Raw genomic sequence first — 12,898 nt, forward strand, 5'->3', positions numbered from 1 at the left:
AACCTTTATTTGTAAACTAATTTACAACATAAACATAATATAATCTTTAAACACAATAGTTTTAATGTTTCACTATAAACATTTATACTTTAAAACCTAAGCAAATTTTATCCTTTTTTTATTCTTTAGTGGCTTAACCTTTCTTATAAGCTAACTTACAACCTAAACATAGTAACCCCTTAAACACAATAGTTTTAATGTGTACTTTTAAACACTTATACCTTAAAACCTAAGCAATTTTTTATCTTAAACTTCAAATATACCTTTAGAACTAAGCAACTTTTTATTTTTTTAAAATTTTTAATTACTTAGCCTTTCTTATAAGTTAATTTACAACACCTAAACACAGTAAACCTAAAACAAAAAGCTTAATATATAACAAATCATATTAAAACCCTAATTAAATTCCCTATTCATATATTAAAATATTTCTTACATATGATTACATTTTTATTAAATCAGATAATATAAAAAAACTAAAAATAAGATTTTATTTATTCTTTTTTTCACACTCTTCGCAAATCCCATAAAAAACTGTTCTCTTGGGATTTAATTTAAAATTATGGGTAGTATATAAATGTTTTTGAAAATCATCTATTTCATGACAGTGAAGATGTATAAGTTTTCCGCACTTTTCACATTTTAAGTGAAACAGCATATCTTCATGTCTGCTTTTCCCCTCATATTCAAAGCAGGCAGGAGTGTTTATATCTATAATATATTTATTCAGTATCCCCTCATTTACCATGCTTTCAAGCTGACGGTATACGGTGGATTTTCCAATATTGGAATTTTCTTTTTCCAAATACTCTAAAACATCACTTGCCCTAAAATGTTTTTTATCCATATTCTCAAAACAATCAATAAGTATCTTTCTTTGTTTTGTATTATAATGTGAATTCATACCCCAACCTCTGATAAAATGAGAATCATTCTCAATTTAATAATATTTTGTAGATTATATCATTAAAAAGACTATTTTTCAACGAATTTGAGAACTATTCCTAAATTTAACAAAAAGTTTAGAATTATTAAATTTATCAATTATTAAATGCTGAAATTTATAATAAACTTAACTTATAAAATCCATTAAAATTTTATAACTCTCTTAATAACCATAAATAGTATTAAATAAACCAATATTAATCAACTAAAAAAGACACCCATATTTATAAACGGATGTCTTTTTTATTAATCTTTATTAATGGAAATAATACAATCCTGAAACCTTGAAATAAAATAGTTACAAGATAGCTTTTGTTTGTAAAATATAAATACCATTTTTCGTGGCTTTTGAAATCCTCAAAGCATCCACTCCCAACAGCATCCTTTTATTCATTTTTAAACAAATAAAACGGGGCGGCGGTAGTGGTCGTTTCAAAATCTCGGACAGAGATTTTTAGAAAATCCGACCACGTTATAAACCTTTTTCCCAATAACTCCATTTTATTTCCAATCAAACTTATAACCTACCCACAAACTAAGTCGGGTCGGGGTAGCTTTTCTGACAGTAAAACTCGGGCAGAGTTTTACGCAGTCATCGAAAAGCGTTATAAGGCACTTCGCCGAGAAGTGTCGTTTTTACCTCTTATTGTGACTGTTTACTGTTTCAAAGAAACAGATGAGTTTTATTAAAAATAAAACTCATTAAGCTGAAAGCTTTAAACAACATGAGCGATTTTTTAAGAAAAATTGCGAATGGACAAGCAAAAAAAGAGTGGGGTTCTTAAGGGGCAACACCCCTTATATAAGGGTTGTTAAGGGAGTATCTCTTAAATATTCTCATTAAACCATAATATAACAACCACCCCAAAACCCAATCAGGTCGGGTCGGCGGTAGTGGTCGTTTCAAAAATCTCGGACAGAGTTTTTTAGAAAATCCAACCACATCATAAATTTTTTCCCAAATAATACACAAACTGCACAACCTACCCACAAACTAAGTCGGGTCGGGGTAGCTTTTCTGACAGTAAAACTCGGGCAGAGTTTTACGCAGTCATCGAAAAGCGTTATAAGGCACTTCGCCGAGAAGTGTCGTTTTTACCTCTTATTGTGACTGTTTACTGTTTCAAAGAAACAGATGAGTTTTATTAAAAATAAAACTCATTAAGCTGAAAGCTTTAAACAACATGAGCGATTTTTTAAGAAAAATTGCGAATGGACAAGCAAAAAAAGAGTGGGGTTCTTAAGGGGCAACGCCCCTTATATAAGGGTTGTTAAGGGAGTATCCCTTAAATTTACCCCTTTAAATTTTTAAGATATTTCTTCAAATTCCCCTCTGCTCCGTTTTCCTTAGGCTCGTAGTAAACTCTTCCCCTTATTTCTTCAGGCAGATAATCCTGCTTTACATAATCGTTTGGGAAATCGTGAGGATATTTGTACCCAACACCAATACCAAATTCCTTTTCCCCCTTATAATTTGCATTTCTTATATGAAGAGGGACTTCATAGTTAGGCTCGTTTTCTATATCAGCTAAAGCCTTGTTTATTGCAAGGTATGAAGCATTGCTCTTTGGTGAAGAGGCAAGATAAGTTACACAGTGAGCAAGGTTTATCCTAGCCTCAGGCATCCCAATAACTTCAACAGCCTTAAAGGTACTTACGGCAAGTTCCAAAGCTTTTATATTTGCGTTTCCTATATCTTCAGAGGCAAAAATAATCATTCTTCTTGCTATAAATTTTGGATCTTCTCCCGCATATATCATCTTAGCTAGGTAATAAATCGCTGCGTCCGGATCAGAACCTCTCATGCTTTTTATGAATGCACTTATTGTGTCGTAGTGTTCGTTGTCCCCTTTGTCGTATGTAACTTTTTTCTTTTGCATACATTCTATTATCACATCAAGGTCTATGTTTATTACCCCTTTTTCGTCCTTTGGAGTTGTAAGATAAGCAAGCTCCAAAGCATTAAGAGAAACCCTTGCATCTCCGCTGCACATAGTGCATAAATAGTCCATAGCCTCATTCGTTATGTTTATTTCATAATTTCCAAGTCCTCTTTCTTTGTTTGAAAGTGCGTTTTCTATAATCTTTCTTACATCGTCCTTGTCAATCTTCTTAAGCTTAAATAAAGTAGAACGTGAAATCAAAGGAGAATTTATTTCAAAGAAAGGATTTTCCGTTGTAGCACCAATTAGAATAATCGTTCCGTCCTCAACGCTTGGAAGAAGTGCATCTTGTTGTGATTTGTTAAAACGATGTATCTCGTCTATAAAAAGAATGCTCTTTCTCTTCTCCAGCCCAAGATTATTCTTTGCCTTTTCGATTATCTCCCTTACATCCTTTACTCCGCAGGTTACAGCATTAAGAGAATAAAAATAAGAACTGGTCTTGCTTGCGATTATCTTCGCAAGGGTGGTTTTACCACACCCCGCAGGACCAAAGAGTATTATGGAACTTATTCTGTCAGCTTCAATCATTCTGTTCAATAGCTTACCCTTTGATACAATATGCTCCTGACCGTAAAACTCCTCTAAACTCTCAGGTCTCATTCTAACCGCTAAAGGAGCCTTGCTTTTTACCTGTTCTTCCCTTATATCATCAAAAAAATTACCTTGCATTTTTTCTCCTTATTACATTAAATTTATAATACTAAATATCTTTTACAATTCTACCACAAAATAATATCAATAACCATCGAACATAAAACAATATATTTAAAATATAATGTAATATTAAATCATAAACTCCCCTGTCTGTTTGTTCTAAATTCTCTTTTGTAGGTAATTTTTTTTGCTCCATAAAATCAGCTTTTAAAACTTCTCTATCTAAAGCATTTGTATAAGGGTTTCTCATTACTTCAATCCTTACAACATTCCCATCTTCATCAAATATATATCTTTCACTTCCTGCGTTATAAACAGTGTTTTCATTGTTTTTACCTCTGTTTTGTGGTATACTTTGATTATAAGAAGCAAGATTTCCAAAAGACGTTTCGGACGTGTACTGAGGGTTGTTTTCAGCATTAGAGTAGTTGGTCAATTGCTTCTTATTTTTATATTTATAAGCAGTATCAACTCTAAGAAGTTTATTTTTTGTATCAGGTACGGCTTCAACTACTTCATAATATCCGTTTATTCTTTTTGTCAATATTATAGAATCAGCTCTGCTTTTATCTTTATTAAAATACCTTACACTTTTCTTATCTCCAAGTTTTATGCTGTCATAATTATCTATAACATAACCTATTCTTGCAATATCATTTATATCTGACATACTTTCATTAGCTTCACCATTCTCACCGTGTCTGTCCCAGATATGTTCTACTGCTATACTGTCAATACTATTCTTATACCCCGTTATATCAAGCCCCGTAAGCTTTTCCACATCCTCTATAAGCTCATTCGATACATTTCCTATATTATGATAGGGTTTTACTTTTTTCCCCTTATTTATGTTTTCAATGTATCGTATAAGCCCTTCATCTACAGCATTTTCATAATCTTTCTTTATAACCTTTATATCATCATCACTAATACTTTCACTGTCTGCTCTTACAATCTCATTTTGTTCATCTATCTCTTCATTGCTTTCTTTTATATCTTGTGATATATTTTGATTAGAAGATGTAGAGTTAAAACCGAAAGTCGTTTCGGACGTGTTCTCAGGGCTTTTTTGAGTATTGAGAAGTCGGCTATTTACATCTTCTTTTTTATTAATATCTTCACCCCTTAAAGCTCTTACTTCTTCCTCTAATGCTTTTATTTGTTTGTCAAACTTCTCTTGTTGTTTGTCAAATTTATCTTGCATTTGCTTTAAAAGTTTTTCTGTGTCTGTTTCTATAACATTTTCTTCTTTTAATGAAAATTTTAGGTCCTTATCTGAATAAGATTGATTATTGCCTGTATTGTAATCAAATATGTTGATATTATCAACAAGATCTGATATACTTATATCAGGTGTAACCACATAGGAATTACTATTCATTGTGTTTTTCATAATGTTTGGTGAGGTGGTTACACCTTTTATTTTTAAAACTTCACTATCTACAATATATAATACATCAGAATTTGGTTTTTCTCTTGCAACAATTCTAACACGATAATCTTGATTATTCATTCTTATCGGAGCAACAAAATGATGAAATTCCATTGATGCCTTATTTATATTTTTTTGCTTTTGATTTTTAAAACTATCTATATAAACCGCATTTTCAAACAATTTCGGTAAATATAAACTTGCATTTAAATTTTCAATATAATGCAAATCCCATGGATGAAACTTGGATGAAAATGTAGGATGTAAGATTTTTCCGATGGTTTGACTGTTAATATCGGCTTTATATCCCGTTGCTTTATTTTCATACGTTCCTCTTTGAATATTTTTGACCCTGTTTTGTAAATTTTTTAAATTCCTATTGTCATTTTTCCTTACGTTTATATAAGAAGTATGGTTAATATACGGTATTTTATCAGCAGAATTTATATTTTTGTTCTTTAAACTTAATTTTACATCATCACCCGTTTTATATTTCCTGTTTTCTTCCCTTGCAAGTTCTCTGTACACTTTCTCAAACAATGTTTCGGCATTGTTAATATCAGAATATAAAACATCATTTTTAGTTATTATTGATTTTATTCTTTTTATAAAATCTCTTATTGTTTCAAATAAAGTTTTATTATTACCCGCAAGTCTTGTTAGCATTGCTTCATCATTTTCAAATATTCTTCTTGCTATAAAATCTGCGACAACTTCTTCTTGTATATCTTGTGATGTATAATCCTATTTCGCCTTTTTCTATTGCATTTAGATATCTACTTTCAATCTCTGCTTTTCTTGCTTGATATTTTGAATTTTTATTTATTTCTTCTAAAGAAAAAACTTCTAATTCATTATATAATTTTTCTGATTTTGAACGAATATAGTGTACTAATTCATGTTTAAATGTTGTAAATTCAGCATTTTTATTATTTCTGCTTAAATATATCACTCCGTCTTTAACATATCCATCTATATTCTCTGATACATTATCATTTATATATTCAACTTTTGCACCTATTTTATTTGCAATTTTATTGAATGTTTCAAGATTATTTTGTTGCCTATTTAAAGGTAAAATATTATTTTGAACATTATTATTTAAAAATTTCCTATAATCAGTAACAACAATTCTTTGTTCGTTTGTATCAAGTGTAAGTCCTAAAGTATAAGTATCATTCCCAACTTGTTTTATAATATTTATCCCAGGACCATTTTTTTCCATAACATCAAAAATACAAAATCTATTTTTAATATTTGCAATATGAGTATATTGTAATAATTCAAAATACTTTATGATATAATAAGAAAAAAAGGAGAAAAACAATGGACGCACTAATTGTAGTAGATATGAGCAATGACTTTATTGACGACAAAGGAAGCTTAACAGCAGGAAAACCCGCACAGGACATAACACCTAAAGTTTTAGATAAAGTAAAAGAATACGATAAAGAAGGAAAAATAATCGTTTTTGCAATGGACGCACACGAAGAAAATGATAAGCACTTCAACCTATGGCCAAAACATAACGTAAAAGGAACATGGGGACAAGAGCTTTATGGTAGCTTAAACGACTGGTATAAAGAAAATAAAAATAAAGATAACGTAATATGGCTTGATAAAAGCGAGTACGATGCCTTTTATAAAACTGACTTAGCCGAAATGCTAAAAAATAATGGAGTAGATGAAGTGTTAGTATGTGGTGTATGTACCGACATTTGCGTATTTAATACGGTTTACGGAGCATATAAAGAAGGCTTTAAAACAAAAGTAGATAAAAACTTGTGTGCCACATTTACGGATAACGGCGAAACTTTCATAAACCAAATGAACGCAATTTATAAAACGGAAATTCTATAAAAAAAGGAGCTTATATGCTCCCTTTTTTATTATATTCACAATATAAAAACATATACCCCACTCACTACATTTCACCACCATGACCACCACACTTACAAATCTGTCGGGGTAGCGGTAGTGGTCGTTTCAAAAATCTCGGGTAGAGATTTTTAGAAAATCCGACCACGTTATAAGCCTTCACGGCGTATGAGTGAAAGCATTTTATCCAGTATTTTTTGCTTCGGAAAAATACTGGTCGCTCTTTAGAGCGAAACCCTAAAACCCCACGCCCAGTGGCGCCCTTTTATTCGACTTTTTTAGGCGAGTAAAAAAGTCGTGGGGTTTATAAGGGGCAAAGCCCCTTGATTTCGGGTTGTTAAGGGCAGACAGCCCTTAAATATGGGGTTCTTAAGGGGTATCCCCTTAATCCCCATTTCCATAATAATTAACCCCAAATACTCCAATTATAATTACAATAGCACCGATAACCTGCATTAAGCTAAAAGGTTCCGCCATAACAAATATACCTATAAGAACCGAAACAACAGTAGTTAAATTTGAAAAGGCAGAAGCTGATGCTATATCAAGGTGAGATACTGTATAAGTATTGCCAAAAAATCCTATAACAGAAGCAATACATCCAAGATACATCATACACAGTAAAACTTTAGTATTTGAAAAAGCGAGCATATATCCGCTAAAACCTTGATTTGTAATCAAAGATATAATTCCAAAGGATATACACGCAAACCACATCATGAAAAAGGTTATCTCCATAACGGAAAATTCCTTTGATAATTTCCTTGCTAAAATACCGTACATACTTGAAGCAAAAACCGCTCCAAACAAAAATAAAAATCCCGCAAAATTAAATCCCACATCAGAAACATAAGACCCAAACACAACCGATATGGCTCCAAGAACGGAAAGAACTACAAAAGCCCACTGCTTAATAGTAGGCTTTTCTTTTAAAATAAATATTGCAAGAACACACATAACAACGGGAATAGTGGCAATCATCGTTCCCGAAAGTGCCGAATTTGTAAGGCTTACACCGTAAGTCTCACATATAAAATACATTAAAGGCTGACATATGCAAAGAGGAATAAGAAGTTTTATGTTTTTTTCCTTATAGTCAAGCTTAAATACTTTTAGAAAATAAAGTATAGTCATAAATAAGGCTGCAAACAAAAATCTTACCCCGGGTAAATCAAGAGGCTTTAAAACGGTTAAAGCCTCTCTTGTAAAAGCAAATGTTGTGCCAAAAACAAAGGAATATAATACCCCTGTTATGTATGCCGTTACTTTCTTGTTTTTTAACATATTCTATACGAAATATGCAAAACTTTCCACGTTCTTTTCTTCTGATTTTATAACTTCGATTTCACGGAATTTAAGTCTTAAAAGTTCGTACATTATGTCAAGGAAACATATTTCTGCATTGTAGTGTCCAACACCTATTAATACAATGCCGTTATCAACGTAGTTTTGCATTTCATGATATTTTGTATCAGATGTAATAAATACTTTGGCATTTTTTTCTTTAACTTTATCTATTAAGTCATTACCACCACCGGTACATAAAGCAACTTTACTTAATATACCAAGAGTGTTGTAATTGTTTGTTACTCTTAAAACATTTGTATTGTAAGCTTTTTTTACTTTTTTAAGTAAACCGTCAATGTTCATAGGTGTTCTTGAATCAAGAAGACCAACAGCACCAAGACCAAATAGGTTTGTATCGTCTTCGCATTTATCGCTTACAACTCTTTCAAGTGGTTTAATATCGCTTAAACCAAGCTTTTTAGCCATAAACATATTTAGCCCGATTGTAGACACATCCATAGGAGTATGAGCAGAATATACGTTGATGTTGTTTTTAATAAGTTTGAATATCATATCCCCTTTAATGCTTGATTGTTCAATGTTCATTGTTTTACTAAAGAATAAAGGATGATGAGATATTATCATATCACAATGCTCTCTTATTGCTTCGTCTATTACTTCGTTTGTAATATCAAGAGCAAGCAAAATTCTCCTTACCTGAGCTTGTCTGTTTCCAAGTTGAAATCCGGAATTATCCCATTCGTACTGAAAACTTTCATTTGCGAATACGTTAATGTACTTTATTATATCTTTTACTTTCATAATTTTCTCTTACCCTTTCCAGCAAAGTTATATAATCTTTCGCTTTATTCAATGCTTCTTTTGCATTTTCAGTATTTTTATTTTTACAATTTTCAACGATTTTCTTATTTACCTTTATTTTGTAATTTAGAAAATCAAGAAAATTTTCATTCCCTTTTTCATATAGTTTATAACCTAAATCAAAGAACACATCTTCATATTTTTCATCATCTTTTTTAGATATAACCTTTAAAACATTATAAAAATGATGTCTGTCTCTTATCAAATCTTCATCAACAATGGTAAAAGAATTATCATATAAATATTTCCTTACCATATCAACACTGTTCATAGGCTGAAGAATAATATTTTTAAAACCTTTTGTCTTTTCTAAATCATCATTTAGTATATCGATAATAAGTTCTCCGCCCATTCCGCATATACAAAGGGTTTCAATATTATTTGTATCTATATTTTTCATGCCGTCGCTTAAAACAAAAGTAACATCTTTTTCTTCTTTAAACATCTTAGAAAAGTTTTCTTTTGCATTTAAAAGAGGTCCTTCGTTTACGTCGCTTATAACGGCTCTTTTTATCATATTATTTTTAAATAATTGTATGGGTAAATATCCATGATCAGAACCAACATCAAGAACCGATTCGCTTTTCCCAACCATGTCATATACCGCTTTTAATCTTATATCCAAATTTACCATAATTTCTACCTTATATAACAAAATAAGTATAACATAAAATTTTCTTTTTTTAAACAAAAATATTATTTAAGGGTGTTACCCCTAACACCTTTAAGGGATTCTCCCTTAACAACCCTATCTTAAGGGGCTTTGCCCCTTATAAACCCCACTCTTTTTTTGCTTGTCCATTCGCAATTTTTCTTAAAAAATCGCTCATGTTGTTTAAAGCTTTCAGCTTAATGAGTTTTATTAAAAATAAAACTCATCTGTTTCTTTGAAACAGTAAACAGTCACAATAAGAGGTAAAAAGGACACTTCTCGGCGAAGTGCCTTATAACGCTTTTCAATGTCACGCAAAATGCTGCCCGCATTTTACGGACAGAAAAGCTGCCGCCACCCTATCGTTTATAGGTTTTAATGCTAAAATTAAAACAGCATAACAAATATAAATTACCATTTAAAATCTCATCTATATGATATTTTAAATATAAAAAATTACCGTTAAAAATAAATTTATTAAGTAGATTTACATATAATATCTTTTAATGTATTTCGTCCTTAACAACCCGATATTAAGGGGCTTTGCCCCTTATAAACCCAACGACTTTTTTACTCGCCTAAAAAAGTCGAATAAAAGGGCGCCACTGGGCGTGGCATTTTAGGGTTTCGCTCTAAAGAGCGACCAGTATTTTTCCGAAGAAAAAAATACCGGACAAAATTCTTTCACTCAAACGCCGTGATGGCTTATAACGCTTTTCGATGCCTACGTAAAACTCTACCCGAGTTTTACTGTCAGAAAAGCTACCCAGCCCTTTATTAGCTTTAATGTTTGGAGTGGAACATCATAATAAATATAAGTTATCTTTTAATATAAATTTTATACAACATTGCTAACCAAGTTTTACAAAGCAGTGCTACCTCTACTCCGCCGTTTATCAATCTTAATGGTAGGAGTAGAACATCATAATAAATGTAAGTTATCATTTTAAAATTTTTTATATAGGTTTTATAAAACATTGATACTTGTATTTTACAAAAATAAAATACCCATATCCTATCATTTATTAGTTTTAATGCTTAGAAGAAAAACAATATAATTAAATAATAGATAAGTGATAACATTAAATTTATTCTTTATAAACTTACATTTAAAATAATCAAATAGAAAACTAAATTAACAATAAATCTTTCAAAAGTTTTTACAAATAAAAAAAGACTCTAAAGAGTCTTTATGAAAATAATATTTTTAGCAAAAAAAAAATGGCTCCCCAGGTAGGACTTGAACCTACGACCTTTCGGTTAACAGCCGACTGCTCCACCGATTGAGCTACTGAGGAACGCTTAGTACTTTATATATTATACACTTTATTTAGAAAATGTCAACAAAAAAATGCAATTATATTAAAAATCTTCTCTTTTAAACTTTGCTCTGAAATAAACATAGATCGTTTTCGCAGTCATTAAATAAAATATATATTAAAAAAGGAGCATTACGAAAATACTCCTTTTGCTGCAATATTAAGATAGGTTATGCCCAAACATCGTTTTTTTCATTATTTATAAATAAGACTTTTTCATATTTAACAGCTTTTCTCCAAGTCATAATTCCTGTAATTGGAGCAATTAATGCAATCCAAAGAAGAATTATTGTATTACATAATATCAGCTTCAATGGAAGCGTTATTATCCCACCAAAGATTATCAAACTACTAAAAAATCTATCTAAAAACTTTCCTTGATAATTCCAATAAGCATAGTGCCAAAATCTCCACGAAAGAGCAATCCATAATAAAGTAATCCCAATCTCAAAGTATGGAATATATGCTCCTAAAAAAGCAATAGGAAAAAAGTGTTTTTCAAGAAAATATATCATCGGTGGCATAAATAAAAATAACAACACACAACCTACGATCTTTTTTATTATAAATTGTTTCCTATAATTTTCACTTAAATGCTCCTTTATTGAAGTATTAACTTCTATAAATTTTTGTTTCCAAACTTTCAAAAATTCCAATCATTCCAACTCCTTTATAATATTTTTATATCTACAGCTGCAATAGTAGTAGTCTATCTATATCTTCATACGATACCTATTCTTTTCACTGCCTTGTATCCGCACGAATAACCTACATCATACATAGCACAAATAATGAGCATTGGTAACTATAAAAGAGCTAAACTCCATATTATGTAATCTACAATAACATACTGTGTAAGTCTTAGTCCTATATTTTGTGTCATCATGTGGTGTCCAGTTATGCGAATGTGATGATTTTAAAGAAGATGTACCAGAAGAAATTTCTCCGAAGTTTAGCTTGCTTGATGCTTTCTTACTGCAATGCTTCTTCTTTTACGATCTATTCAAAAGAAGCAAGTCATAAACAAGGAACTAATAGCATCATAATCGTCAATACAATTTTAACGTTTTTTATAAAATTAGTTTCCTTTTTTCTCTATTTTATATTTTTTACTACGGTCTGTTATATGAACATTTGTTTAAATTTTCGCTTATGTGAAGATTTTTTTGCATTTAGTAGATATTTTATAATGTACAACAAAATCTCCTTAGAACGAACATTTTACCCGTTTCTTTAATTTTATTATACCACAAAAATTTTTAATTTTTTTTTATTTTTATAACAAGAGTAAAAGTAAGAATAAGAATATATGGTTAGGCATTTATCCTTTTATTTTTATAATAAACATCTATTCTTACATCAATTTCCTAACATTAAATCAATTAAATCATTGAAATATGAAGAAAAACAGCCTAAAAAATCAAGTTAGAAAAAATTTTTCTAACTTGATTATAAAATCCAGCATTATATTAAAAATATTTCAAATAAAATTTTATATAAAGATGTATCCCCTTTAAATAAAGGTTAACATGTGTTTATTTATTATATGACATATAAAAAATTATATTCTTCTTTCTTAAATTTTTTATATAGGTTCTATAAAATGTTACTACATAAAGTAAAACAAAATACCTCTATCCTATAACTTATTAGTTTTAATGTTAGAATAAAAATAATAGATAAAAGGTAACATTAAATTTCTTCTTGATAAACTGTCCTTTAAAATAATCAAATAGAAACTTAAATTAACAATAAGTCTACAAACAAAAAAAAGACTTATACAAAGTCTTTATAAAAATAATATTTTTGGCAAAAAAAAATGGCTCCCCAGGTAGGACTTGAACCTACGACCTTTCGGTTAACAGCCGACTGCTCCACCGATTGAGCTACTGAGGAACGCTTG

9 protein-coding genes and 2 tRNA genes are annotated in these 12,898 nt (G+C 30.3%); 1 reads left to right on the forward strand and 10 read right to left on the reverse strand.

Translation table 11 applies throughout. From position 1 onward, the window contains the following. Positions 1-490: 490 nt before the first annotated feature. The 4 genes from FGQ49_RS05805 to FGQ49_RS05820 form a co-directional block, all read right to left on the reverse strand. Positions 491-904 carry a Fur family transcriptional regulator gene (locus FGQ49_RS05805; RefSeq protein WP_138268929.1) on the reverse strand — a complete coding sequence of 138 codons (414 nt, stop codon included), beginning with the start codon at positions 902-904 and terminating at the stop codon, positions 491-493. 1,333 nt (positions 905-2,237) lie between these two features. Next, positions 2,238-3,560, reverse strand: a complete 1,323-nt coding sequence (locus FGQ49_RS05810) for a replication-associated recombination protein A (RefSeq protein ID WP_138268930.1) — start codon at positions 3,558-3,560, stop codon at positions 2,238-2,240. 31 nt (positions 3,561-3,591) lie between these two features. Beyond that, a complete protein-coding gene (locus tag FGQ49_RS05815; RefSeq protein WP_138268931.1) occupies positions 3,592-5,643 on the reverse strand; it encodes a hypothetical protein in 2,052 nt (683 codons plus the stop codon). A gap of 13 nt (positions 5,644-5,656) precedes the next feature. Beyond that, entirely contained in the window at positions 5,657-6,202 is a 546-nt protein-coding gene (locus FGQ49_RS05820; protein WP_138268932.1) for a hypothetical protein, read from the reverse strand. Positions 6,203-6,303: 101 nt separating this feature from the next. On the opposite strand from FGQ49_RS05820, the gene FGQ49_RS05825 reads away from it, so the two are divergent. Beyond that, complete coding sequence (locus FGQ49_RS05825; RefSeq protein WP_138268933.1) at positions 6,304-6,837, forward strand: cysteine hydrolase family protein; 534 nt, start codon at positions 6,304-6,306, stop codon at positions 6,835-6,837. A 402-nt stretch (positions 6,838-7,239) separates the two neighbouring features. Here the strand turns inward: FGQ49_RS05825 and FGQ49_RS05830 are convergent, their stop codons facing one another. From FGQ49_RS05830 to FGQ49_RS05855, 6 genes are all read right to left on the reverse strand, one after another. Further along, a complete protein-coding gene (locus FGQ49_RS05830; RefSeq protein ID WP_138268934.1) occupies positions 7,240-8,139 on the reverse strand; it encodes a DMT family transporter in 900 nt (299 codons plus the stop codon). Between the two features lie 3 nt (positions 8,140-8,142). After that, entirely contained in the window at positions 8,143-8,964 is an 822-nt protein-coding gene (locus FGQ49_RS05835) for a Nif3-like dinuclear metal center hexameric protein (RefSeq protein WP_138268935.1), read from the reverse strand. Continuing rightward, positions 8,933-9,658, reverse strand: a complete 726-nt coding sequence (locus FGQ49_RS05840; protein WP_138268936.1) for a tRNA (adenine(22)-N(1))-methyltransferase — start codon at positions 9,656-9,658, stop codon at positions 8,933-8,935. Before FGQ49_RS05840 ends, FGQ49_RS05835 begins: the two co-directional genes overlap by 32 nt. Positions 9,659-10,898: 1,240 nt before the next feature. Next, positions 10,899-10,974 (reverse strand) — tRNA-Asn (locus tag FGQ49_RS05845). A gap of 191 nt (positions 10,975-11,165) precedes the next feature. Further along, entirely contained in the window at positions 11,166-11,651 is a 486-nt protein-coding gene (locus tag FGQ49_RS05850; RefSeq protein WP_138268937.1) for a hypothetical protein, read from the reverse strand. Positions 11,652-12,815: 1,164 nt separating this feature from the next. Further along, positions 12,816-12,891 (reverse strand) — tRNA-Asn (locus FGQ49_RS05855). Positions 12,892-12,898 lie beyond the last annotated feature (7 nt).

This window comes from Anaerofustis stercorihominis, from assembly GCF_005844425.1.
Classification (GTDB): Bacteria; Bacillota; Clostridia; order Eubacteriales; family Anaerofustaceae; genus Anaerofustis; species Anaerofustis butyriciformans.